Below are 23,744 nucleotides of genomic sequence, written 5' to 3' on the forward strand. Positions count from 1 at the left end.
GATCACAACGACCACTCCGTTCCGCGGAATCCGTGGACGCGTCGGTACCCCGTTCCGCGTCCGCTGACCCGGGGCGTCCCACTCTCCTGACACCTGTGCCTCCGGGCACTGTGCGCTGAGCCGATCAGGCTCGCGCAGCACCGGTTCGTTCGTCTGCTGAACGGCTCGTCGACTCGTCGATGCGTGCCGTCCGATCTGCGCGGACGACGCCGGAAGAATGTCGGTGGACAGTGCGACGCTCTCGGCGTCGACGAGCATTCCGCGATCGTTGTCCGAACATTTCCGGACCACCCCGGAGTGCATTCTCACGCATTCAATTCCTGCTGCCCGCAACCCGGGCGGATTCGTCCTGCCCGACACCCGGGCAGCTCTGCCGTGCCCTGAAGGGGAACACCGTGTCCACGAAGACCACCACCCGTCCACCCGATACCCGCGCGGTGCGCCGCCGGGTCTCACTCGCCGACCGCATCGCACTCCGAGTCGGGATGTCGCTCATCATCTGGAGCCGACGCACCCGCAAGGAGCGGCCCGAGGTCGACCTCGCCACGCTGGCGCGCATGGAGCGCGAACGCCAGCAGCGCGAGGCCGACTGGATCACCCAGGGGGCCGCCATGCGGATGTGGCGCTGACCCACGGTGCTGCTCGCCGGCGCCGTCGTCGGCGTCGTCGTCACGCATGCACGCGGGCACGAACGCACCGTGCGTCGTTCCGAAGCCCGTGCGGCCTGAACGGCTCGGTGCGAGGAAACAACCTCGCACCGAGCCGTCTTCGGCGAACCGTCCGGCGAAGCCTGCACCGTGCAGCGAACGGTCAGCTCCGCACGAGGCGACCACCCTCGCACCGTGCGCCGACGTGTCGGACGCACCCCGGGCCTCCCGTACCGTTGGTGGGTGACCGAAACCGCAGCTGCACTCGTCGAACGCCTCACCGCCCTCGTACCGGACTTCCCGAACGCGGGGGTGCTCTTCCGCGACGTGACGCCGGTGTTCTCCGACGCCGTCGCGTTCGGCCGCGTGTGCGAAGCACTCGCGGCACCGTTCGCGGTCGGAGCCGGGTTCGACGCGGTCGCCGGCATCGAGGCCCGGGGCTTCGCACTGGCCGGGGGCATCGCCGCCCAGCACCAGGTCGGCGTGCTCACCGTGCGCAAGGCGGGCAAGCTCCCCGGCGAGGTCCTCAGCGAGCAGTACGCGCTGGAGTACGGCGAGGCCGAACTCGAACTGCGCCCCGGTCAGCTGCCCGCCGGCACGCGGGTGCTCGTCGTCGACGACGTCCTGGCCACCGGGGGGACCGGCGCCGCCACCATCACGCTGCTCGAACGCGCCGGCTACCAGGCCATCGGCTTCGCCGCCCTGCTCGAGCTCGACGGCCTGAACGGGCGCGAGCGTCTCGAGCCGCGGCTGCCCGTCGCGACGCTCGGCGCCGTCCCGGCCTGAGTGGGGCCGACTGCGCGGTCGGGGCGGCATCCGTCCTCTCCACAGGCGCATCCGCGGCGTCCGCACGCGAGCACGTCTCGCACTAGTCTTGACGCACCATTTCGATCGAGGAGTCCCATCATCGTGACCGAGTCAGTCGCACCCGCGCCCGCCGAGCTTCCCCAGGCACCCGAGCCCCGGACCGCGACGACGACCACGACCGGCACCGAGCTCTTCGACGGTGAGCGCGGCGTGGTCGCGATCCGCGTCGACGGTGTCCTGAAGGACCTCGCGGCGGACGTGCAGGCCGGCGAGACCGCCGAGGCCGTCACCCTGCAGGAGCAGGACGGACTCGACATCCTCCGGCACTCGGCCGCCCACGTGCTGGCGCAGGCCGTGCAGCAGATCAACCCGGACGCCAAGCTCGGCATCGGGCCGCCCGTCACCGACGGCTTCTACTACGACTTCGACGTCGCCGAGCCCTTCACCCCCGAAGACCTCAAGGCGATCGAGAAGGGCATGGACCGCATCGTCAAGCAGGCCCAGCGCTTCCGTCGCGTGGTCGTCACCGACGAGCAGGCACGCGAGCTGATGGCGGGGGAGCCCTACAAGCAGGAGCTCATCGGCCTCAAGGGTGCGGCGTCCGACGGCGACTCCGGCGAGAGCGTCGAGGTCGGCGCCGGCGAGCTCACCGTGTACGAGAACGTCGACCCGAAGTCGGGCGAGGTGCTCTGGCAGGACCTCTGCCGCGGCCCGCACGTCCCGCACACCCGCTGGATCGGCAACGCCGCCAAGCTCATGCGCGTCGCCGCTGCGTACTGGCGCGGCTCCGAGAAGAACCCGCAGCTGCAGCGCATCTACGGCACCGCCTGGCCCGACAAGGACCAGCTCAAGGCGTACCTCGCGCGCCTCGAGGAAGCCGCCAAGCGCGACCACCGCAAGCTCGGCGCCGAACTCGACCTGTTCTCGTTCCCCGACGAGATCGGTTCCGGCCTGGCGATCTTCCACCCGAAGGGCGGCATCATCCGCCGCGAGATGGAGGACTACTCGCGCCGTCGGCACGAGGAGAACGGCTACTCGTTCGTCTACACGCCCCACATCACCAAGGGCGACCTGTTCGAGACCTCCGGGCACCTCGGCTGGTACAAGGACGGCATGTTCCCGGCCATGCACATGGACGAGGCGAAGGACGAGGACGGCAACGTCACCCGGCAGGGCGCCGACTACTACCTCAAGCCGATGAACTGCCCGATGCACATCCTGGCGTACCGGTCGCAGCCCCGCTCCTACCGCGACCTGCCGCTCCGGATGTTCGAGTTCGGCACGGTGTACCGCAACGAGAAGTCCGGCGTCATCCACGGCCTCACGCGCGTGCGCGGCCTGACCCAGGACGACGCGCACATCTTCACCACGCAGGAGAAGATGAAGGAGGAGCTGACCACGACCCTCGCGTTCGTGCTCTCGCTCCTGCGCGACTACGGCCTCGACGACTTCTACCTCGAGCTCTCCACGAAGGACCCGGAGAAGTACGTCGGTGACGACGAGGTCTGGGACGTGGCGACGGAGACCCTGCGCCAGGTCGCCGAGGAGTCCGGCCTCGAGCTGGTGCCGGACCCCGCCGGTGCGGCGTTCTACGGCCCGAAGATCTCGGTGCAGGCCCGCGACGCCATCGGGCGCACCTGGCAGATGTCGACCGTGCAGCTCGACTTCAACCTGCCCGAGCGCTTCGGCATCGACTACACCGCGGCCGACGGCTCGCGTCAGCGTCCGGTGATGATCCACCGCGCGCTGTTCGGCTCGATCGAGCGCTTCTTCGGGGTCCTCACCGAGCACTACGCGGGTGCGTTCCCGGCGTGGCTGTCGCCCGTCCAGGTCGTCGGCATCCCAGTCGCGGCCGAGTACGGCGACTACCTCGACGAGGTCATCGCGAAGCTCCGTGCCCACGGTGTCCGTGCCGAGGTCGACCACTCGGACGACCGCATGCAGAAGAAGATCCGCACGCACACCAAGGCGAAGGTGCCGTTCCAGCTCATCGCCGGTGGCGACGACCGCGACGCCGGCGCCGTCAGCTTCCGCTTCCGCGACGGCCGCCAGGACAACGCGGTGCCCGTCGACGAGGCCGTGGACCGCATCCTCACCGCGATCCGCGAGCGCACGCAGGTCTGATGGCTCCGTCGGGAGGCCCGGAGCAGGCCGCGGGGACCGGTCACGTCGACGACGTGGCCGGTCCCACCGCCGCGGGCACCGAGGGCGCGGACACCGATCCGCTGGTGATCCGCGATGCGGCCACCGGTGCAGCCGTCCCGGACGCGTTCCAGCGGCTCTGGAACCCGCACCGGATGGCCTACATCGACGCCGGCCGCGAAGGCCGGGGTCGCGGCCACGACGACGACTGCCCGTTCTGCGAAGCCCCGCGGATGTCCGACGAGGACGCCCTGATCGTGGCCCGGGGCGAGCACGCCTACGTGCTGCTCAACCTGTTCCCGTACAACAACGGGCACCTGCTGGTCTGCCCGTACCGCCACGTCCCGCTCTACGACGAGGCCACGCCGGACGAACTGCGCGAGATCGGCGAGCTGACCCAGACCGCGATGCGGGTCCTGCGCGAGGTCTCGCACTGCGACGGGTTCAACATCGGCATGAACCAGGGCGAGGTCGCCGGTGCCGGCGTGGCCGCACACCTGCACCAGCACATCGTTCCGCGGTGGCAGTCGGACGCGAACTTCTTCCCGATCATCGCCCGGACCAAGTCCATGTCGCAGTTGCTCGGCGAGACCCGTCGACTCGTCGCCGACGGGTGGCCCCGGGCGCACTAGACTGGTCGGCATCATGAGCGACAGCACCAGCACCTCCGGCACCCCTGGCACCTCGATCACCGGCTCTGACCGCGTCAAGCGCGGACTCGCCGAGATGCTCAAGGGCGGCGTGATCATGGACGTCGTCGACGCCGAGCAGGCCCGCATCGCGGAAGAAGCCGGTGCGACCGCCGTCATGGCCCTCGAGCGCGTCCCCGCCGACATCCGTGCGCAGGGCGGCGTCGCCCGCATGTCCGACCCCTCGATGATCGAGGAGATCATCGCCGCGGTGTCGATCCCCGTCATGGCGAAGGCCCGCATCGGCCACTTCGTCGAGGCGCAGGTGCTGCAGGAGCTCGGTGTCGACTACATCGACGAGTCCGAGGTGCTGTCGCCGGCCGACTACGTGAACCACATCGACAAGTGGAAGTTCACCACCCCCTTCGTCTGCGGTGCCACCAACCTGGGCGAGGCGCTCCGTCGCATCACCGAGGGTGCGGCCATGATCCGTTCCAAGGGCGAGGCCGGCACGGGCGACGTGTCCGAGGCCACCAAGCACATCCGCACCATCACCAAGGAGATCGCGGCGCTCCGCAACCTGCGTGACGACGAGCTCTACGTCGCCGCCAAGGAGCTCCAGGCGCCGATCGACGTCGTGCAGGAAGTCGCCCGCACCGGCAAGCTCCCCGTCGTCCTGTTCACCGCCGGTGGTGTCGCCACCCCGGCCGACGCCGCGATGATGATGCAGCTCGGCGCCGACGGTGTCTTCGTCGGGTCCGGCATCTTCAAGTCCGGCGACCCGGCGGCCCGTGCCGCCGCGATCGTCAAGGCGACGACCTTCCACGACGACCCCCGGGTCATCGCCGAGGTCTCCCGTGGTCTGGGCGAGGCGATGGTCGGCATCAACGTCGCCGACGTCCCCGCACCGCACCGCCTCGCCGAGCGTGGCTGGTAGTCCGACGAGCGGCGCTCGGCCCCGCATCGGGGTCCTGGCGCTGCAGGGTGACTTCCGCGAGCACATCGCCTCGCTGACCGAGCTCGGCGCCGACGTGGTGCCGCTCCGTCGCCCGGAGGAGATCGAGACCCTCGACGGTGTCGTGATCCCCGGGGGCGAGTCCAGCGTGATGGACAAGCTGTCCCGCGCGTTCGGCGTCGCCGAGCCCCTCGCCGACGCGATCCGCGGTGGCCTGCCCACGTACGGCACCTGCGCCGGCATGATCATGCTCTCGTCGCGGATCACCGACGGCATCAACGGGCAGCAGACCCTCGACGTGCTCGACACCACCGTGCGCCGCAACGCGTTCGGAACGCAGAACGACTCGTTCGAGATCGACATCCCGATGCCCGACCTCGGAGACGCTCCGGTGCACGCGGTGTTCATCCGGGCCCCCGTCGTGGAGCAGCGCGGCGACGACGTCCACGTCCTCGGTGCGCTGCCGGACGGGCAGGTCGTGGCGGTGCAGCAGGGCAACGTCATCGCCAGCGCGTTCCACCCCGAGGTCGCCGGCGAGGACCGCTTCCACCGCCGGTTCCTCGACCTGGTGCGCAGCGCCTGAGGCGTCACCGCCCGCCCGCCGGACCGGCGGGACGGAAGCCGCGCCGCGCCTCCAGGCCGGTGTTCGGCCCACAGGGCCGCTAAACTGAGCGGGACTTTCCGCAAGACGCAAGGAGAACCGTGTCCGGGCATTCCAAGTGGGCAACGACCAAGCACAAGAAGGCGGTCATCGACCAGCGCCGTGCCAAGTCGTTCGCCAAGCTGATCAAGAACATCGAGGTCGCCGCGAAGATGGGCGGTGCCGACATGTCCGGCAACCCGACCCTGGTCGACGCCGTGCAGAAGGCGAAGAAGACCTCGGTCCCCAACGACAACATCGACCGCGCCGTCAAGCGCGGTGCGGGTCTCACGGGTGAGACCATCGAGTACACGACGATCATGTACGAGGGCTACGGCCCCAACGGCGTCGCGATGCTCATCGAGTGCCTCACGGACAACAAGAACCGTGCCGCGGCCGAGGTCCGGACCGCGATGTCGCGCAACGGCGGCACCATGGCCGACCCGGGCAGCGTCGCCTACAACTTCTCGCGCAAGGGCGTCATCTCGGTCACGAAGACCGACGGCCTCGACGAGGACACCGTGATGACCGCGGTGCTGGACGCCGGTGTCGAGGACGTCATCGACCAGGGCGGCGGCTTCGAGATCATCACCGAAGCGAGCGACCTGGTCGCCGCCCGCACCGCGCTGCAGGACGCCGGCATCGACTACGACTCCGCCGACGCCGAGTTCGTCCCCGGCCTCAAAGTCCCGGTCGACGCCGAGACCGCCCGCAAGGTGTTCCGCCTGATCGACGCGCTCGAGGACTCGGACGACGTGCAGAACGTCTACTCGAACTTCGACATCCCCGCGGACGTCCAGGCCGAGCTCGACGAGGACGAGGGCGAGTAGCCGTGCTCCGTGTGCTCGGGGTGGACCCCGGGCTCACCCGGTGCGGCGTCGGCGTCGTCGAGGTCGCACCGAACCGGCGCGCACGACTCGTCCACGTGACGGTCGTGCGCACCCCGCCGGACATGCCGCTCGAGCAGCGGCTCCTCCGCATCGCCGACGGCATCGCCGCCGAGATCGACGAGCACCACCCCGATGCGGTCGCCGTCGAGCGGGTGTTCGCGCAGGCGAACGTCCGCACCGTGATGGGGACCGCGCAGGCTGCCGGCCTGGCGCTGCACGCCGCGGCCGCCCGCGGCCTGCCCGTCGGGCTGCACACCCCGTCCGAGGTCAAGGCCGCCGTCACCGGCTACGGCAACGCCGACAAACGTCAGGTGCAGACCATGATCGCGCGCGTGCTCGGGCTCGACGAGGCCCCGAAGCCGGCCGACGCCGCCGACGCGCTCGCGTTGGCCGTGTGCCATGCCTGGAGGCTCGGGTCACCCGACGCCGCTGGCTCGCGTGCCACGAACCTCACCCCCGCACAGCGCGCCTGGCGGGACGCGCAGGGCGGTACCGTCGACTCGCCGCTGGCCCGCGCGGCCGCCGCCGCAGCCCGCCCGCAGCGTGGCAGGTCGGCGTCGTCGGTGGGCGGCCCTAGGCTCGGAGCATGATCGCGAGTCTCCGGGGCACCTGCATCGACATCGCCGGTTCGGCCGTGGTGATCGAGGTCGGGGGAGTCGGGTACGCCGTCACCGTGACCCCCGCACACGCGTTGACGATGCGCCACGGGTCCGAGGTGTTCGTGCGGACCGCCATGATCGTGCGCGAGGACGAGCACCTGCTCTTCGGCTTCGAGTCGACCGACGCGCTGCAGGTGTTCGACCTGCTCCGCGGGGTCTCCGGCGTCGGCCCGAAGTCCGCGATGGGCGTCCTGGCCCACATGGACCCGGCACAGATCGCGAACGCCGTCGCGAACGAGGACGACGGCGCGTTCCGCAAGGTCTCCGGCATCGGCCCGAAGACCGCCAAGCTCATCATCGTCGCGCTCTCCGGCAAGCTCGTGGCCTTCGAGCAGGCTGCCGTGGTCGCCGCCGCACGGGGGACCGCAGTCCACCCCGCCGCGCTCGACGTCGTCTCGGCGCTCATCGGCCTCGGCTGGCGCGAAGACGCGGCGCAGAGCGCGGTCGACGACGCCGTCGCCAACGAGCCCGGTGCCGCCGCGATGGGCACCCAGGCCCTGCTCCGCGCCGCCCTCGGTGCCCTCCGACCCGCGGCAGCCGGCCGGTGAGCGGCATCACGTCCGCCGGCGCCGAGTCGCAGGAAGAACTCGCGTTCGAAGGCGCGCTCCGTCCACGCTCGCTCGACGAGTTCGTCGGGCAGCGCAAGGTGCGGGGGCAGCTCGACCTGCTCCTCAAGGCCGCGGGCATGCAGGAGCGCACGCCCGACCACATCCTGATGGCGGGTCCTCCCGGCCTCGGCAAGACCACGCTCGCGATGATCGTCGCGCACGAGACCGGGCGACCGCTGCGCATGTCGAGCGGCCCCGCCATCCAGCACGCCGGTGACCTCGCCGCCGTGCTGTCGTCGCTGGTCCCGGGCGAAGTGCTGTTCATCGACGAGATCCACCGCATGGCCCGCTCGGCAGAAGAGATGCTCTACCTGGCGATGGAGGACTTCCGCATCGACGTGATGGTGGGCAAGGGCGCCGGTGCCACGAGCATCCCGCTCGACCTCGCACCGTTCACGCTCGTCGGGGCCACCACCCGGGCCGGCCTGCTGCCGAACCCGCTGCGCGACCGCTTCGGGTTCACCGCCCACCTCGAGTTCTACGAGAAGGACGAGCTCGAGCAGGTCCTGATCCGTGCGGCCCACCTGCTCGAACTCGACATCGACCGGACCGCCCTGCGCGAGATCGCCGGGCGCTCCCGAGGCACCCCGCGCATCGCGAACCGCCTGCTCCGCCGGGTGCGCGACTACGCCCTCGTGCACCGCACCACCGACGGCATGGCCGCGGTCCAGGGTGCGCTCGACCTGTACGACGTCGACGAACTCGGCCTCGACCGGCTCGACCGAGCCGTCGTCGAGACCATGCTGACCCGGTTCGACGGGGGCCCGGTCGGCCTGAACACCCTCGCCGTCTCCGTCGGCGAGGAGTCCGAGACCATCGAGTCGGTCGTCGAACCGTTCCTCGTCCGCGTCGGACTCGTGACCCGCACCCCCCGCGGGCGCATCGCGACACCGCGGGCCTGGCGACACCTCGGCCTCACCCCGGGGCAGGGCGACGGCGGGCAGCCGGGGCTCTTCGACGACCCGGAACCCACCGCCTGACCGCCGATCAGTCGGGTGACATGCCACGGACACCGGCGTGCCCTAGACTGCTACGGCCCGAAACCGAGCAACCAGAGAAGGCAACGCATCATGGGTCAAGAAGTCATCCTCATCGTCATCGTCGTGGCGTTCGCGGCCTTCATGTTCTACAACAGCCGCAAGCGCAAGAAGCAGCAGGCCGAACTCGTGGACAAGATGGTCCCGGGCGCCAAGGTCATGCTGTCCTTCGGCCTCTACGGCACGCTCCTCTCGGTGAACGAGGAGAAGGTCACCGCTGACGTCGAGATCGCACCGGGGACCGTCGTCACCGTGCACCGTCAGACCCTGTCCCGCGTCGTCGACGACAACGCGTCCGACGTCGAGACCACCACGACCACCGAGGACGAGCCGAAGCCGGTGGCCGAGCTCAACGGCGAGCCGGTCTACGGCGAGCGGGTCGACACCGACCGTGTCGACGAGACCGACGCCACGAAGCGCAAGTCCGACGACTGACGCCCTCGGCCGCCGGGTCGTCTGACCCGGTGGCTTCCCTCTGCCGTCGCACGGTGTGCCGACGGTCCTGAACAGAAAGACGAGACGACCGGTGGCACGATCGACACCCGTCAAGAAGGCGCTGCGCTCGCTCACCTGGTTGGTGATCCTGATGGCGATCCTCGCCGGCGTGAACACCGCCGCGTCGATCCTCGCCGGCTCTTCGAAGGACGACACCGACAAGTGGTACCAGGGCGCGAGCTGGGTGCCAGAGCTGGCTCTGGACCTGCAGGGCGGCACGCAGCTGACCCTCGCGGCGCAGAACACCGAGGGCGACTCCGTCACCTCGCAGCAGCTGCAGCAGGCGGTGAACATCATCCGCCAGCGCATCGACGCCACCGGTGTCTCCGAGTCCGAGATCAACACCCAGGGCGCGAACAACATCGTCGTCTCGATCCCGGGTCGTCCCGACAAGGCCACGATCGACCGCATCGAGGCAGCCGCGAAGCTGACCTTCCGTCCGGTGCTCTTCACCGAGGCCGCGACGAACTCCGCCGTCGGTGACGACGGCAAGGGCACCGCATCGGCCACGCCGTACTCGCCGCCGGCCTCGCTCGCCGCGACGCCGAGCGCGAAGCCGACCAACGCGAGCGACCTGAACTGGGTCACGCCGAAGCTGCAGGACCTGTACACCAACTACAACTGCGCTGCTCCGGACGACGTCACCACGGCGCCCGACGACGAGCCCCTGGTCACCTGTGACCAGGACGGCGCGGGGAAGTACATCCTCGGACCGGTCGAGGTCTCCGGTGCCGACATCAGCAACGCCACCTCGGGTCTCGCCACCGACTCGCAGGGCACGTCGACCGGCCAGTGGGCCGTCAACCTGACGTTCAACGGCGAGGGCTCGAAGGACTTCCGCACCGTCACGAACCGTCTCGTCTCGCTCCAGCAGCCGCAGAACCAGTTCGCGATCGTGCTCGACGGTTCGGTCATCACCGCGCCGACGACGAACTCCGCGATCACGAACGGCAAGGCGCAGATCACCGGCTCGTTCACGGCCGAGTCGTCGAAGACCCTGGCGGACCAGCTCAAGTACGGTGCGCTGCCGATCAACTTCCAGGTGCAGTCGAACGAGAACATCTCGGCGACGCTCGGCACCGCGCAGCTCATCGGTGGCCTCGTCGCGGGCCTGATCGGGCTGATCCTGGTGATCATCTACTCGGTCATCCAGTACCGGGCCCTGGCCTTCGTCACCGTGCTGTCGCTCGGGATCGCCGCGGTGCTCACCTACCTGGTGATCGCGATCATGTCGTGGCGCGTCGACTACCGCCTGTCCTTGGCGGGTGTGGCGGGTCTGATCGTCGCGATCGGCATCACGGCGGACTCGTTCATCGTCTACTTCGAGCGCATCCGTGACGAACTCCGCGACGGCCGTGCCCTCGAGAGCGCGGTCGAGTCCGGCTGGAAGCGCGCCCTCCGCACGATCCTGGCGTCCGACGCGGTGAACTTCCTCGCCGCCGTCACGCTCTACGTGCTCGCGGTCGCCGACGTGAAGGGCTTCGCGTTCACGCTGCTCCTCACGACGCTGATCGACATCGTGGTGGTCGCGCTCTTCACCCACCCGATGATGCAGCTCATCGCCCGCAGCCGGTTCTTCGGCGAGGGGCACCGGTTCAGTGGTCTCGACCCGGCAGCACTCGGTGCCGTCTACCGGGGACGCGCCCAGTTCCGCGCACCCGTCGTGGACGGCAAACGCCAGCGCAGTGCCGGTGAGGCACAGCGCCGACAGACGATCGCGGAGCGGAAGGCCCAGCAGGCCTCCGGCGACAACGGCTCGACGCCGGACGGGAAGGACGACTGATGGCCAGCTTCAGCCAGTTCGGCAGCGACCTCTACACGGGGAAGCGGTCGTACGACATCATCGGGCGCCGGAAGACCTGGTACCTGATCGCCCTCGCGATGATCGTGATCTCACTCGTCACCCCGTGGCTCCGTGGCGGGTACCAGCTCGGCATCGAGTTCACCGGCGGCTCGGAGTTCACGATCTCCGACGTCAAGACGCTCGACCAGAACCTCGCCACCGAGACCGTCGAGGACGTCGTCCCGGAGTCCATCCCGCGCGTCTCGCAGCTCGGCACGCACGGCATCCGCGTGCAGACCGGGCAGCTCACCGACCGGCAGACGACCGAGGTGCAGGACGCCCTGGCGAAGGCCTACGACGTCCCGGAGAGCCAGGTCGCCGCGACCTTCATCGGTGCGACGTGGGGTGCCGACGTGCTCGCGCAGGCCATCCGTGGTCTCGTGATCTTCCTCGCCCTCGCCGCGGTCTTCATGACGCTGTACTTCCGCACCTGGAAGATGTCGCTGTCCGCGATGGCGGCGCTGCTGCACGACCTGCTCATCACGGCCGGCGTGTACGGCATCGTCGGGCTCGAGGTCACGCCCGCGGCGGTCATCGGGTTCCTGACGATCCTCGGGTACTCGCTCTACGACACCGTGGTGGTCTTCGACAAGGTGCGTGAGAACACCGCGCAGGAATCCATCCGGACGTTCAAGCAGTCGGTCAACCTCGCGGTGAACCAGACCCTCGTCCGGTCGATCAACACCTCGGTCGTGGCACTGCTGCCGGTCGCGGCGATCCTCTTCATCGGGTCGTACGTGCTCGGCGCCGGCACCCTGCGCGACATCTCGCTCGCACTGTTCATCGGCATCATCGTCGGCACCTACTCGACGATCTTCATCGCGTCGCCGATGTACGCGCAGCTGCGCGAGAACGAGCCGAAGATCAAGGAGTCCGACGCCAAGAAGACCGCGGCGGCCGAGAAGCGCCGGCGTGAGGTCGACGCGGCAGAGGCGAGCGTCTGATGCCCATCGAGATCCAGGAGATCGACGTTGCCGAGGCGCAGCGCCGCCTCGACGCCGGAGCCCGCCTGTTCGACGTCCGCGAGCAGGGGGAGTGGGACGAGGTCCACGCTCCCCAGGCCACGCTCGTGCCGATGTCGGAGTTCGTGGACCGCTGGCAGGAGATCGACGGCGGCGACCAGCCGGCAATCATCGTCTGCCACTCCGGCGGCCGGTCGTCGCGCATCGTCGCGGCGCTCGAGCAGTCGGGCGTGTCGGCCGTCAACCTCTCCGGCGGCATGCTCGCGTGGGAGCAGGCGGGAGCGCCGGTGGAGCGCGACGCCCAGGGCGAACCGCGTCACGGGCACTGACCGGGGACGCGTAGTCTTGTCGGATCGAGCTCGGATCGAGCTCTCGGACCGAGTCCTGGGAGGCGCATCATGACGGACACCCGCGAAGAGCCGTCCGCGCCGAGCCGCCCGGGTTCCGCTCCACGGCCCTCGAGTCCGATCGGTCCGAACACCACCGGCAACCTCGGTTCCCTCCGCTCGCTGCTGCCGCGCCTGTTCTCGCGCGCCCAGCCGGCCGGCGCGGTGGACACGCTGATCCGCACGGTCCGCTCGCACCACCCCAAGGCCGACGTGACGCTCATCGAGCGTGCGTACTCGGTCGCCGAGCGCGCGCACGACGGGCAGAAGCGCAAGTCCGGTGAGCCGTACATCACGCACCCCGTCGCGGTCGCGCAGATCCTGGCCGACCTCGGCATCGGCACGATCACCATCGCGGCGGCGCTCCTGCACGACACGGTCGAGGACACCGACTACCAGCTCGACCAGCTGCGGGCCGACTTCGGCGACGAGATCGCGATGCTCGTCGACGGCGTCACCAAGCTCGACAAGGTCAAGTACGGCGACAGCGCGCAGGCCGAGACCGTCCGCAAGATGGTCATCGCCATGTCGAAGGACATCCGCGTCCTCGTCATCAAGCTCGCCGACCGCCTGCACAACGCCCGCACGTGGGGCTTCGTCGAGTCCGCCTCCGCCACGCGCAAGGCGAAGGAGACGCTCGAGATCTACGCGCCGCTCGCGCACCGGCTCGGCATCCAGATGATCAAGCTCGAGCTCGAGGACCTGTCGTTCGCGGTCCTGCACCCGAAGCTCTACGTCGAGATCGACAGCCTGGTCAAGGAACGTCAGCCGAAGCGCGAGCAGTTCGTCCAGAACGTCATCGGGACCCTGAAGAAGGACCTGAAGGCCGCCAAGGTCCGTGGCGACGTCATGGGCCGGCCGAAGCAGTACTACTCGATCTACCAGAAGATGATCGTGCGGGGTCGTGAGTTCGACGAGATCTACGACCTCGTCGGCATCCGCGTGCTCGTGCCGACCGTCCGCGACTGCTACGCCATGCTCGGCTCGGTGCACGCGCGCTGGACCCCGCTGCCCGGTCGCTTCAAGGACTACATCGCGACCCCCAAGTTCAACCTGTACCAGTCGCTGCACACCACGGTGCTCGGACCGCAGGGTCGTGCGGTCGAGATCCAGATCCGCACGCACGAGATGCACCAGCGCGCCGAGTTCGGTGTCGCCGCCCACTGGAAGTACAAGCAGCGCGCTGCTGGCCGTGACGCCGGGACCTCGTCGACCACGGACGACCAGGACATGGCGTGGCTCGCCCACATCACCGACTGGCAGGCCGAGACCAGCGACCCGGGCGAGTTCCTCGACTCGCTTCGCTACGAGATCGGCGCCAAGGAGACCTACGTCTTCACGCCGCAGGGCAAGGTCATCGGTCTCCCCGCCGGCGCCACCCCGGTCGACTTCGCCTACGCGGTGCACACCGAGATCGGCCACCGCACGATGGGTGCGAAGGTCAACGGCCGGCTCGTCCCGCTCGAGAGCCAGCTGTCCAGCGGCGACGTCGTCGAGATCTTCACGTCGAAGAACCCCGACTCCGGCCCCTCGCAGGACTGGCTGCAGTTCGTCCGCAGTCCGCGCGCGCGCAACAAGATCAAGCAGTGGTTCACCAAGGAGCGCCGCGAAGAGGCGATCGAGCAGGGTCGCGACGCCATCGCCCGGGCGATGCGCAAGCAGAACCTGCCGCTCCAGCGCATCATGAGCCAGGACAGCATCGCCGAGGTCGCTTCGTCGATGCGGTACGAGGACGTCTCCGCCCTGTACGCCGCCATCGGCGAGGGCCACGTGTCGACGCAGTCGGTGATCGAGAAGGTCCTCGGCAACGTCCAGACCGAGACCGAGACGGACGAACCCGAACTCGCGTTCCCGCGCCAGGTCACCAGTCGTCAGCTGCGCACGAGCGACAGTGGCGTGCTCGTCCGCGGTGCGCCCGACATCCTCGTGAAGCTCGCGAAGTGCTGCACACCGGTGCCTGGCGACCAGATCGTGGGTTTCATCACCCGTGGCCAGGGCGTCTCCGTGCACCAGTCGTCGTGCACCAACGTGAAGTCGCTCATGAACGAACCCGACCGGATGATCGAGGTCGAGTGGGCCCCGTCGTCGAAGTCGGTGTTCCTGGTGCAGATCCAGATCGAGGCGCTCGATCGGTCGGGTCTGCTCAGCGACGTCACCCGGGTGCTGACCGACCACCACGTGAACATCCTGTCCGCGACGGTGTCGACCTCGTCCGACCGTCTCGCGCTCAGCCGGTTCGTGTTCGAGATGGGCGACACCATCCACCTCGACCGCGTGCTGAACGCGGTGCGACGCATCGACGCCGTCTACGACGTCTACCGCGTCAGCGCCGGCTAGCGGCAGGGCCCCGCGCGGCCCGTCCGTCGACCGGTCACGAACCGTCGGCTGCGGCCCCGCCAATCGACGGTCCGCGACCACTCGGCGGACGCGAGCGGGGTGTCCTGACCGCCCGCACGCGCCGGACCGGAGGCCCGCGGCAGCCCCGCCCCGCGCCTCCCGCGTCTCCCGCCCGTCGACCGGTCACGACTCGTCGCACGGGCACCGCCGACCGGTCACAGACCGTCGGCTGCGGCCCCGCCAATCGACGGTCCGCGACCACTCGCCGAACGCGAGCGGGGTGTCTTGACCGCCGCTACGCCCGCACGCGCCGGACCGGAGGCCCGCGGCAGCCCCGCGCCTCCCGTGCCTCCCGCTCGTCCACCGGTCACGACTCGTCGCACGGGCACCGCCGACCGGTCACGAACCGTCGGCTGCGGCCCCGCCAACCGACAGTTCGCGACCACTCGGCGGAAGTGAGCGGGGTGTCGTGACCGCCCGGCGAACGCCCGCGCGCCGCCCTAGCGCGCAGCGCCCCCAGCCGCATCCGGCAGCCCCGGCAACCCCGGCAGCCCCGGCAGCCCCCGCAACCGCCGCTCGGCTTGCCGCACCATGGGGATCCTCCCGAGCGACCTCAGACGCGCCTGCAGCTCGTCGGCCGTGACCGCCCCGATCGCGAGCAGCCCGTGCACGGCCGTCGCCTCGGCCACCCCGAACGCACCGGCCGTCGGCCCCGGCGTCCGGAGCAGGTCGACCGCGGTCCGCCCCGGCAGCGTGACCCGCAGCCGCGAGAGCTCGACGGTGTCGTCGACGTCGATCCGGACCTCTCGCAGGCGGACGTCCGGCCCGACGTGCACGCGCACCTGCGGCGGGATGCAGGCCTCGAGCGGCGCCGGCGGCCGGGACACCGCACCCCAGATCCACGCGGCGGTCAGCGTGCAGGCGATCAGGCGTGAGTCCCGCAGAACCCAGGCTGCAGCGGCGGCGCGCAACCACGGCGTCTGCGGTTCGGCGGGGGAGGCCCAGCAGGGACCGACGGCGACCAGCTCGCCGGCCAGGACCGCCGCACGCAGCTCGGGTTCCGGCCAGTCGTCACTGGTCAGCAGTCGCGGGCGGGGCACCCGCACATCCTGCCTGACCTGCGCGCACGACCGACAGCCCTGTGGACAAGCCGTCGACCGGCCGGGAGGCACGTGGCGGGCCCGCACCGCGCCTCCAGGCCGTCGCCGGTCACGTCCACGGCGTCGGCCGCGTCGACGACGCGACCAGCCGCGCCCGCGCGCCGGATCGAGCCCGACCGGACGGGACGTGCGCGCTCAGCGCAGGACGTCGGCGCGGTGCACGAGCGCAGCGGCACCGATGAGCGGACCGTCCTGGGACAACCCGGTCGGCACGATCTGGACCTTCGTGACGAACCCGAACTCGACACGCTCCGCCACGGCCTGCCGTGCGTACTCGAACAGGTCCGGCGTGACGTGCGAGAACCCGCCGCCGATGGCGACGATCTCGAGGTCGACCAAGCTCGTGGCGGCGGCGATGGCCTGCCCGAGGGCGCGGCCGCTCCGCTGGACCGCGGCGACGGCGATCTCGTGGCCGGCGGCGTAGGCGGCCGAGAGTTCCTCGCCTGTCGTGCCCGCGAAGCCCTGACGACGTGCCCAGGCCACGGTCTTCGGGCCGCTGGCGATCGCCTCGAGGCAGCCGGTGCCCCCGCAGGCACACGGGTCGTCGTAGCCGCCGCACTCGACGTGTCCGATGTGGCCGGCGTTGCCCGTGGGTCCGCTGACGGTGCGACCGTGCAGGATGAGCCCGCCGCCGACACCGGTGGAGACGATCATGCCCATGACGTGCTCGTAGCCCTGGGCCGCGCCGACCCAGTGCTCGGCGAGGGTGATCGCCAGGCCGTCCATGCGGAGCGTCACCGGGACCTCGTCCGGCACGAGCGCCGCGATCCGCTCGCGCAGCGGGTGGCCGCGCCAGACCGGCATGTTGAGCGGGGAGACGAGGCCGTGCTCCTCGTCGACGGGCCCGGCGGAACCGACGCCGACGCCCACGAGCGTCGCGTCGGCCGGCAGCGCGCCGAGCGCGGCCGTGACGACCTCGTCGACGGCGGCCTGCAGCTCGTCGGAGGTGCGCTGCGGCCCCGTGGGGCTGCGGAACCGGGTCGCCGGCAGCACGACGCCCTGGTCGGTGACGAGCGCGGCCTCGACCTTCGTGCCGCCGAGGTCGACGGCCAGGGCGAGGGCGGGGGACTGGGGTGCGGTGCTGGACATGCGCGCTCCGATGCGGCGGTCTGGAGGCACGGTGCGGGTCGCCGACGCGTCGTCGCGTCCGGTGGGCACCGGCCTGGTCGTGGTGGGTCGTGCTGGTCGCGTGGGCTCAGCACTGTGGGCTCAGCCAGGTCGGCTCAGCCCGTGGGTTCAGTAGGACGTCGTGTCGTCGCCGAGCGCCGAGGCGGCACCCGTCTCGGCGCGGTGCGCGACCTCGTCGAGGATGCGGGCCGACGCGCTCGTGCCGATGCGGTTCGCGCCCGCCTCGACCATCTCGAGCAGGGTGTCGAGCCCGCGGACACCGCCGGAGGCCTTCACGCCGGTGTCGGCACCGACCGTGCGGCGCATGAGCGCGATGTGCTCGGCCGTCGCGCCGCCGCCGGCGAACCCGGTCGAGGTCTTCACGAAGGCCGCGCCGGCGGTCTGTGCCGCACGCGAGGCCGCGACGATCTCGTCGTCGGTCAGGAACGCGGTCTCGAGGATCACCTTGACGACGGTGTCGCCGGCGGCGTCGACGACCGCGCGGACGTCCTGCTCGACGCGCTGCCAGTCGCCCGACTTCGCGGCGCCGATGTTCTGCACCATGTCGAGCTCGAACGCGCCGTCGGCCAGGGCCTGCAGCGACTCGGCGACCTTCGCCGCGGTGGACGTGGTGCCGTGCGGGAAGCCGATCACGGTGCCGACGCCGACACCGGTGCCCGTGAGGCGCTCCACGGCGTGGGCGACGTCGCTCGGACGGACGCAGACGCTGAAGACGCGGTGGGCGGCGGCTTCGTCGAGCTGGGCGTCGACGTCCGCGCGGGTGAGTTCGGGCTTCAGGATCGCGTGGTCGATGAGGCCGCGGACGGCATCGACGGTGACGGGGAAGGCTGCGTTGTCCACCCGGCAAGCCTACCCGTCAGGCGTGCCGCGTAGCGTGCAGGGCATGCAGGTCCTCGTCACCGGCGCCACCGGGTACATCGGTGGTCGTCTCGTCCCTCGTCTCCTCGAAGCCGGCCACTCCGTCCGGGTGTTCGTGCGCAACCCCCGGAAGCTCCAGGACGTCCCGTGGAGCAGTGAGGTCGACGTCGCGGAGGGCGACCTCCAGGACGCCGAGGCGGTGCGCGCCGCCGTCGACGGGATCGAGGCGGTCTACTACCTGGCCCACGCGATGGGGGCCGACGGCGACTTCGAGTCGGCCGAGCGCGAGGCCGCCGAGACCATGGCACGCGAGGCGAAGGCGGCCGGCGTCAGCCGGTTCGTCTACCTGGGCGGGCTGCACCCCGACGGCGAGCTGTCGAAGCACCTCCGCAGCCGCAAGGAGGTGGGGGAGATCCTCCTCGGCTCGGGTGTGCCGACGGTGGCGTACCAGGCCGGGGTCGTGATCGGCTCGGGCAGCACCTCGTTCGAGATGATCCGGCACCTGACCGACGTCCTGCCGTGGATGCCCGCGCCGCGCTGGGTCCGCAACCACATCCAGCCGATCGCGGTCCGCGACGTCCTGTACTACCTGGTGGCCGCGCTCGACGTCCCCGCCGACGTCAACCGCACCTTCGACATCGGCGGCCCCGACGTCCTGCGGTACGGCCAGATGCTGAACGGCTACGCGGTCGAGGCGAAGCTGCCCCAGCGCCCGATCACGGTCCTGCCGGTGCTCACCCCGCGCCTCGCCGCACACTGGTTCAACGCCGTCACCCCGATCCCGCGCAAGCTCGCGACGCCGATCATCGAGTCGCTGCAGTTCGAGTGCGTGCAACGCGAGCACGACATCGACGACGTCGTGCCGCAGCCCGAGGGCGGGCTCACCTCGTACCGTCGGGCCGTCCGCCTCGCGCTCAACAAGATGCGCACCGGCCAGGTCCAGACGAGCTGGCGGAGCGCGACGCTCTCGAGCGCCTCGGCCGACCCGATGCCGAACGACCCCGACTGGGCCGGGCACACCGTCTACGTCGACGACCGGAAGCGGCACTCCAGTGCCTCCGCCGAGGACGTCTGGCGCGTCGTCGAGTCGATCGGCGGCGACAACGGCTGGTACTCGTTCCCGCTCGCCTGGGTCGCCCGCGGCTGGATGGACAAGATCGCCGGCGGCGTCGGCCTGAACCGCGGGCGTCGTGACCAGCAGCGCCTCGAGCAGGGCGACGCGCTCGACTGGTGGCGCGTCGAACGGCTGGAGCGCGGCCGGTACCTGCGGCTCCGAGCCGAGTTCAAGTCGCCCGGCCGTGCGTGGCTCGAGATGACCGTCACACCGAACCCCGACGGCGGCAGTGACTACCACCAACGGGCGATCTACTTCCCGCAGGGACTCGCCGGCCGGCTGTACTGGTACGGCATCCTGCCGTTCCACGGCATCATCTTCCCCGGTATGGTCGAGCGCATCACCGCCGCCGCCGAGCGGGAGTCCGACCACACCGGGTCCACGCAGCGCAACCGGACGCAGCAGACCGAGACCCCCGAGCCGGCGCACGAGGAGGCAGCATGACCGACGACCGCAGCCCCGTCCTCTTCCTGGGGGACAGCATCACCGAACAGGGTGACTGGGACACGTGGCTCCCCGACGAGCACACGCTGAACCAGGGCATCGGCGGCGACACGACCGACGGCGTGCTGACGCGCCTCGACGCCGTCGTCGCCGAGCAGCCCGAGGTGATCGTGCTGCTCATCGGCACGAACGACTTCGGCAACCACCGCGCCAGCGCCGAGCACGTGGTCCGCAACGTCGAGACGATCCTCGTCACGCTCCGCCGTGAGCTGCCGGGCGTGCGTCTGCTGCTCGTGTCGATCCTGCCGCGGCAGGCCGAGTACGCCACGAAGATCGAACAGGCCAACCGGCACCTCCGGCAGTTCGTCGCCACCTGCCACGCGCAGTACCTCGACGCCTGGCCCGCCCTGGCCGACGGCGACCACCTGGACGCCCGCTTCACCGAGGACGGCCTGCACCTGACCGAAGAGGGCTACCGCGCGCTGGTCGGTGAACTGGTGCCGGCGCTCGAGCGCGTCCGCGACCTGCCGCCGATGTCGCGGTCGATCCAGGCGATCGACCTCGACGGTTCCTCGGACTGATGGCAGCACGCAAGGGGCGGCCCCCGGTGGGGTCGTCCCAGCACGGCGTGCCCGCAGGGTCCCCTCGACCCGCACCGATCGCACCGGCCAGCGGCGCCCGTGCCACGCCGCCCTTCACCCGCCCCGCACTGGCACCGTCGATGATCGCGGCGATCGTGCTGCTGGCCTGCGTCGCCATCGTCGACTCGTCGGGCTTCGTCTTCGCCCGTTGGGGCGTCACGGTGCTCGCGCTGATCGTGCTCGTCTTCAGCGTGCGCGGGAAGGTCTGGTGGGCAGCCCTGCTCATGGCCGCCGTCGCCGTCTGCTGGAACCCGCTCGTCACGGTGCCGATCCCCGGACAGGTGTGGGCGGCCCTGCAACTGGTGGCCGCCGCGCTCTTCATCGTGGTGGGCATCGTCGTCAAGGTGCCCCGCGAGTCGGACGGACGGTAGGATCGGCAGGTCGGGTACAGGACCCGACCGCACGACCCGAAGGGCATGGATGAACGACGAGACCGAGCCGGTGACCGAGAGTCCTCTGCTGAACCCTCGACCGTCCTCCGGCGGTCTCGATCGATCCGACGTCGTCGTCCGCAAGGGGCGACTGACCCTGATCAACGGACACCTCACGCCGCAGCAGTCGATGATCGAGGACCTGCTGTTCCTCGACGACGCACTCACCGCGGCTGACGTCGACCACCTGCTCATCCGCGGCAACGACCAGCGCCCGGTGATCGCCCTCGACGAGCGGGACCGCCAGCGCGCCGAGAGCGCCGTGATGTCCGCGGCCGTCAACGAGCCCTTCTACGCGAAGCCCCCGGGCAAGCCGGCGGTGCTCGTGCAGGACGACGGACTCGGCTCCGTCGAAGAACCGGTGCTCCGCGTGTTCCGCCCGCGGCTCGAGCCGCTCGGACGTCTGCGCTACGGCGCCGAGACGAGCGTCCAGCTCGAGTTCTGGCGCGTCACCGACACCGAGGTCCTCGCTCCCGTCGAGAACGCCCTGATGCGTCGCAGCCTGCCGATCGACGAGTTCGTGCTCGTCGACATCGAACGCTACGGCCGCACCTGGCGCACCGTCGAGCACATGTTCGACGACCACGTCTCGGACATCCGGTTCCCGATCGACATCGTCTTCTCGTGGGTCGACGGCAACGCCATCGAGTACCAGCGCGCCCGCCAGGCCGCACAGTCGAACGCCGTCCTGGGCGAGGGCGACGACGCCCCTGCCCGGTTCCGCCAAATCGACGAGCTGAAGTACGCGCTCCGCTCGGTGCACACCTTCGCGCCCTGGATCCGACAGATCTACATCGCGACGGACTCCCCGGCGCCGCACTGGCTCGCCGAGCACCCGAAGGTCCGCATCGTCCGCAGCGAGGAGTTCTTCGCCGACCCGTCCGTGCTGCCGACCCACAACTCGCAGGCCGTCGAGTCGCAGCTGCACCACATCCCGGGCATCAGCGAGCACTTCATCTACTCGAACGACGACATGTTCTTCGGGCGCCTCGTCGACCCCTCGGCGTTCTACAGCCCCGGATCGGTCACGAAGTTCATCCTCGCGTCGACCCGGATCGGCCTCGGCTCCAACAACCCGGCACGCAGCGGTTTCGAGAACTCCGCCCGGGTCAACCGCAAGCTGCTGCAGCAGCGCTTCGGTGCGGTGACGACCCGGCACCTCGAGCACGCGCCGACGCCCCTGCGCGCCTCGATCATGACCGAGATGGAGCACGAGTTCGCCGACGAGTTCGCGGCCACTGCGGCCTCGCGCTTCCGCGCCGCCGACAACATCTCGGTGACGAACTCGCTGTACCACTACTACTCGCTGCTCACCGGTCGGGCGATCATCCAGGAGAACGCGGCCGTCGGGTACATCGACACGACCATGGTCTCCGGCCTCAAGGCCCTCGACGAGCTGCTGAAGAAGCGGAACGTGGACTTCTTCTGCCTCAACGACGGCAGCTTCCCGGAGGTCAGCGACGAGGAGCGCACGCAGCGCGTGACGGACTTCCTGGAGCGCTACTTCCCGTTCCCCGCGCCGTGGGAGCGTCCCAGCGCTTAGGACGCGCCAGCGGCCTGCTGGGGCGCTCCGGGCGAGCCTGCGAGCCCGGAGCCGACGTCCACCGGTCACGACTCCCCGCCGTCCACACGCCGAGCGGTCACAGCCCGTCGGCTGCGCCGCCCGCAAACAACGGAACACGACCACGCGACGCAGCACCTGCGGTGTGTCGCGACCACCCCGGGGGCCGGGAGGCGCGAGCCGACCCCGCCACGGGCCTCCCGGCCGTCGGGTCCGCCGTCGGGACGCGCCCGCGCGTGTGCCCGCCGAGCGGTCACGAACTGTTGATTGCCGAGCCTCCGGCGGACGGAACGTGACCACTCGCCGCGGAGTGACGGGGAGTCGTGACCGCACACGCCCGCCATTGGTGAGCAGAAGCGGTCGGGTCCGCATGTCGGACCCGACCTCTTCTGCACGCGAAGTGCGCGGCGCTACCGGTGGACGGGGGAGACGGGCACCGAGTCGAGCGTGAACACCGGGATGCTCGAGGTGACCGGTGCCGGCTCGACCGCCGCGGGGATCGTCACGCCGTGCGCGGCGAGCTTGGCCTCGGTCTCGAGCGCGGAGACGGGCTGTCCGACGGTGGCGTAGTGCCCGATCGGCACCACCGAGTGGACGACGTTGTGCCCGTAGACGTGCACCAGGTTGAAGGACTGCGCACCGTCACGGCCACGGGTGCCGCCCTGGTACTCGGTGAGGTCCTGGGTGTAGCAGGTGGCACTGGCGACGGACACCGGGATGCCGGCGAACACGGCACTGGTCGAGTAGTGCAGGTGACCGGCGATGATGGCGAGGACGTCGCTGCCCTCGACGACCTCGGCCAGGGCCTGCTGGTCGCGCAACTCGACGAGGACGGTGAGGTCCTGGACGCTCGGCACAGGCGGGTGGTGCATCGCCAGGATGGTGCCGTGCGGCGCAGCCTCGGACAGGACCTCGGCGAGCCAGTCGAGCTGCTCGGGGGAGACCTCGCCGTGGTGGTGACCCGGCACGCTCGTGTCGAGGGTGATCACGCGGAGACCGTTGACGTCGTAGACGAAGTCGACCGGGCGATCGGTGGGCTGCAGGCCGAAGAGCTCCTGGCGGAAGGCGCCGCGCTCGTCGTGGTTGCCCATGGCCCAGATGACCTGCGCGCCGATGCGCTGCGCGGCCGGCTCGAGGATCTCGCGGACACGGGCGTACGCGCCCGGCTCGCCCTTGTCGGCCACGTCGCCGGTGACGACGATCGCTTCGGGACGGGTGCCCGAGGCTTCGATGTCAGCGACGATCTGCGTGAGCCGAGCGGCGGAGTCGACATCGCCGTACAAGTCGCGGTCCCCGGAGACGAGGTGCGTGTCGCTGAGGTGGAGGAGGAAGTGGTTCGGCCTGGGGTGTTCGGCCGTCCGGCTGTCCAT

23 protein-coding genes are annotated in these 23,744 nt (G+C 70.4%); 19 read left to right on the top strand and 4 right to left on the bottom strand.

The genetic code is table 11. The features are described from left to right. The first annotated feature begins 395 nt into the window (after positions 1 to 395). From FFG40_RS12025 to FFG40_RS12095, 15 genes are all read left to right on the top strand, one after another. Positions 396 to 629 (top strand): hypothetical protein, encoded by a 234-nt coding sequence (locus tag FFG40_RS12025; RefSeq protein WP_138803336.1) that lies wholly within the window; start codon positions 396 to 398, stop codon positions 627 to 629. 261 nt (positions 630 to 890) lie between these two features. Continuing rightward, positions 891 to 1,433 carry an adenine phosphoribosyltransferase gene (locus FFG40_RS12030; RefSeq protein ID WP_138803337.1) on the top strand — a complete coding sequence of 181 codons (543 nt, stop codon included), beginning with the start codon at positions 891 to 893 and terminating at the stop codon, positions 1,431 to 1,433. A gap of 123 nt (positions 1,434 to 1,556) precedes the next feature. Next, positions 1,557 to 3,578 (top strand): threonine--tRNA ligase, encoded by a 2,022-nt coding sequence (thrS, locus tag FFG40_RS12035; protein ID WP_185974174.1) that lies wholly within the window; start codon positions 1,557 to 1,559, stop codon positions 3,576 to 3,578. Continuing rightward, a complete protein-coding gene (locus FFG40_RS12040) occupies positions 3,578 to 4,228 on the top strand; it encodes an HIT domain-containing protein (protein WP_260678866.1) in 651 nt (216 codons plus the stop codon). Before thrS ends, FFG40_RS12040 begins: the two co-directional genes overlap by 1 nt. Before the next feature lie 13 nt (positions 4,229 to 4,241). Further along, on the top strand, positions 4,242 to 5,162 hold the full coding sequence (pdxS, locus tag FFG40_RS12045; RefSeq protein WP_027465600.1) for a pyridoxal 5'-phosphate synthase lyase subunit PdxS: 921 nt from the start codon (positions 4,242 to 4,244) through the stop codon (positions 5,160 to 5,162). Then, positions 5,152 to 5,763, top strand: coding sequence for a pyridoxal 5'-phosphate synthase glutaminase subunit PdxT (gene pdxT / locus FFG40_RS12050; RefSeq protein ID WP_138803338.1), 612 nt, complete (start codon positions 5,152 to 5,154; stop codon positions 5,761 to 5,763). Before pdxS ends, pdxT begins: the two co-directional genes overlap by 11 nt. A 119-nt stretch (positions 5,764 to 5,882) precedes the next feature. Then, complete coding sequence (locus tag FFG40_RS12055; protein ID WP_017887357.1) at positions 5,883 to 6,650, top strand: YebC/PmpR family DNA-binding transcriptional regulator; 768 nt, start codon at positions 5,883 to 5,885, stop codon at positions 6,648 to 6,650. Positions 6,651 to 6,652: 2 nt separating this feature from the next. After that, complete coding sequence (gene ruvC, locus FFG40_RS12060; protein WP_035808297.1) at positions 6,653 to 7,300, top strand: crossover junction endodeoxyribonuclease RuvC; 648 nt, start codon at positions 6,653 to 6,655, stop codon at positions 7,298 to 7,300. Beyond that, positions 7,297 to 7,917 (top strand): Holliday junction branch migration protein RuvA, encoded by a 621-nt coding sequence (ruvA, locus tag FFG40_RS12065; protein WP_138803339.1) that lies wholly within the window; start codon positions 7,297 to 7,299, stop codon positions 7,915 to 7,917. The genes ruvC and ruvA overlap by 4 nt, the downstream gene beginning before the upstream one ends. After that, entirely contained in the window at positions 7,914 to 8,957 is a 1,044-nt protein-coding gene (gene ruvB, locus FFG40_RS12070) for a Holliday junction branch migration DNA helicase RuvB (RefSeq protein ID WP_027465603.1), read from the top strand. The genes ruvA and ruvB overlap by 4 nt, the downstream gene beginning before the upstream one ends. A gap of 90 nt (positions 8,958 to 9,047) precedes the next feature. After that, complete coding sequence (gene yajC, locus FFG40_RS12075) at positions 9,048 to 9,449, top strand: preprotein translocase subunit YajC (protein ID WP_111024399.1); 402 nt, start codon at positions 9,048 to 9,050, stop codon at positions 9,447 to 9,449. A 91-nt stretch (positions 9,450 to 9,540) separates the two neighbouring features. Then, positions 9,541 to 11,292, top strand: a complete 1,752-nt coding sequence (gene secD / locus FFG40_RS12080; RefSeq protein WP_110860016.1) for a protein translocase subunit SecD — start codon at positions 9,541 to 9,543, stop codon at positions 11,290 to 11,292. Next, positions 11,292 to 12,296, top strand: a complete 1,005-nt coding sequence (secF, locus tag FFG40_RS12085) for a protein translocase subunit SecF (protein ID WP_138803340.1) — start codon at positions 11,292 to 11,294, stop codon at positions 12,294 to 12,296. The genes secD and secF overlap by 1 nt, the downstream gene beginning before the upstream one ends. Beyond that, positions 12,296 to 12,643, top strand: a complete 348-nt coding sequence (locus FFG40_RS12090) for a rhodanese-like domain-containing protein (protein ID WP_138803341.1) — start codon at positions 12,296 to 12,298, stop codon at positions 12,641 to 12,643. Before secF ends, FFG40_RS12090 begins: the two co-directional genes overlap by 1 nt. 69 nt (positions 12,644 to 12,712) lie before the next feature. Further along, positions 12,713 to 15,037 (top strand): bifunctional (p)ppGpp synthetase/guanosine-3',5'-bis(diphosphate) 3'-pyrophosphohydrolase, encoded by a 2,325-nt coding sequence (locus tag FFG40_RS12095; protein WP_231495664.1) that lies wholly within the window; start codon positions 12,713 to 12,715, stop codon positions 15,035 to 15,037. 500 nt (positions 15,038 to 15,537) lie between these two features. Here the strand turns inward: FFG40_RS12095 and FFG40_RS12100 are convergent, their stop codons facing one another. From FFG40_RS12100 to deoC, 3 genes are all read right to left on the bottom strand, one after another. Continuing rightward, positions 15,538 to 16,137, bottom strand: coding sequence for a hypothetical protein (locus tag FFG40_RS12100; RefSeq protein ID WP_185974175.1), 600 nt, complete (start codon positions 16,135 to 16,137; stop codon positions 15,538 to 15,540). Positions 16,138 to 16,332: 195 nt separating this feature from the next. Further along, the gene (locus tag FFG40_RS12105) at positions 16,333 to 17,286 is read right to left on the bottom strand and encodes an ROK family protein (protein ID WP_138803343.1); all 954 of its coding nucleotides are present in this window, start codon (positions 17,284 to 17,286) and stop codon (positions 16,333 to 16,335) included. Between the two features lie 147 nt (positions 17,287 to 17,433). Then, positions 17,434 to 18,165, bottom strand: a complete 732-nt coding sequence (deoC, locus tag FFG40_RS12110; RefSeq protein ID WP_083404120.1) for a deoxyribose-phosphate aldolase — start codon at positions 18,163 to 18,165, stop codon at positions 17,434 to 17,436. Between the two features lie 43 nt (positions 18,166 to 18,208). Between deoC and FFG40_RS12115 the strand changes: the two genes are divergently transcribed. Genes FFG40_RS12115 through FFG40_RS12130 form a run of 4 tightly spaced genes read left to right on the top strand, consistent with a single transcriptional unit; the run spans position 18,209 to position 22,356 of the window. Further along, on the top strand, positions 18,209 to 19,741 hold the full coding sequence (locus FFG40_RS12115) for an SDR family oxidoreductase (protein WP_260678867.1): 1,533 nt from the start codon (positions 18,209 to 18,211) through the stop codon (positions 19,739 to 19,741). Continuing rightward, on the top strand, positions 19,738 to 20,322 hold the full coding sequence (locus FFG40_RS12120; RefSeq protein WP_071244688.1) for a GDSL-type esterase/lipase family protein: 585 nt from the start codon (positions 19,738 to 19,740) through the stop codon (positions 20,320 to 20,322). The genes FFG40_RS12115 and FFG40_RS12120 overlap by 4 nt, the downstream gene beginning before the upstream one ends. Continuing rightward, a complete protein-coding gene (locus tag FFG40_RS12125; RefSeq protein ID WP_138803344.1) occupies positions 20,322 to 20,753 on the top strand; it encodes a DUF6804 family protein in 432 nt (143 codons plus the stop codon). The genes FFG40_RS12120 and FFG40_RS12125 overlap by 1 nt, the downstream gene beginning before the upstream one ends. Positions 20,754 to 20,802: 49 nt before the next feature. Continuing rightward, positions 20,803 to 22,356 (top strand): stealth conserved region 3 domain-containing protein, encoded by a 1,554-nt coding sequence (locus tag FFG40_RS12130; RefSeq protein WP_138803345.1) that lies wholly within the window; start codon positions 20,803 to 20,805, stop codon positions 22,354 to 22,356. Between the two features lie 428 nt (positions 22,357 to 22,784). On the opposite strand, the gene FFG40_RS12135 is transcribed toward FFG40_RS12130, so the two are convergent. Then, positions 22,785 to 23,744, bottom strand: a complete 960-nt coding sequence (locus FFG40_RS12135; protein WP_111031720.1) for a phosphodiesterase — start codon at positions 23,742 to 23,744, stop codon at positions 22,785 to 22,787.

This window comes from Curtobacterium sp. KBS0715 (assembly GCF_005938005.2).
In the GTDB taxonomy this organism is placed as follows: Bacteria; Actinomycetota; Actinomycetes; order Actinomycetales; family Microbacteriaceae; genus Curtobacterium; species Curtobacterium flaccumfaciens.

Coding starts and splice junctions, on each gene's coding strand:
- FFG40_RS12120 (WP_071244688.1), top strand. CDS start 19,738: ATGACCGACGACCGCAGCCCCGTCCTCTTCCTGGGGGACAGCATCACC.
- yajC (WP_111024399.1), top strand. CDS start 9,048: ATGGGTCAAGAAGTCATCCTCATCGTCATCGTCGTGGCGTTCGCGGCC.
- FFG40_RS12105 (WP_138803343.1), bottom strand. CDS start 17,286: ATGTCCAGCACCGCACCCCAGTCCCCCGCCCTCGCCCTGGCCGTCGAC.
- pdxS (WP_027465600.1), top strand. CDS start 4,242: ATGAGCGACAGCACCAGCACCTCCGGCACCCCTGGCACCTCGATCACC.
- FFG40_RS12090 (WP_138803341.1), top strand. CDS start 12,296: ATGCCCATCGAGATCCAGGAGATCGACGTTGCCGAGGCGCAGCGCCGC.
- FFG40_RS12095 (WP_231495664.1), top strand. CDS start 12,713: ATGACGGACACCCGCGAAGAGCCGTCCGCGCCGAGCCGCCCGGGTTCC.
- ruvA (WP_138803339.1), top strand. CDS start 7,297: ATGATCGCGAGTCTCCGGGGCACCTGCATCGACATCGCCGGTTCGGCC.
- FFG40_RS12125 (WP_138803344.1), top strand. CDS start 20,322: ATGGCAGCACGCAAGGGGCGGCCCCCGGTGGGGTCGTCCCAGCACGGC.
- FFG40_RS12115 (WP_260678867.1), top strand. CDS start 18,209: ATGCAGGTCCTCGTCACCGGCGCCACCGGGTACATCGGTGGTCGTCTC.
- FFG40_RS12130 (WP_138803345.1), top strand. CDS start 20,803: ATGAACGACGAGACCGAGCCGGTGACCGAGAGTCCTCTGCTGAACCCT.
- FFG40_RS12135 (WP_111031720.1), bottom strand. CDS start 23,744: ATGGACAGCCGGACGGCCGAACACCCCAGGCCGAACCACTTCCTCCTC.
- FFG40_RS12040 (WP_260678866.1), top strand. CDS start 3,578: ATGGCTCCGTCGGGAGGCCCGGAGCAGGCCGCGGGGACCGGTCACGTC.
- secF (WP_138803340.1), top strand. CDS start 11,292: ATGGCCAGCTTCAGCCAGTTCGGCAGCGACCTCTACACGGGGAAGCGG.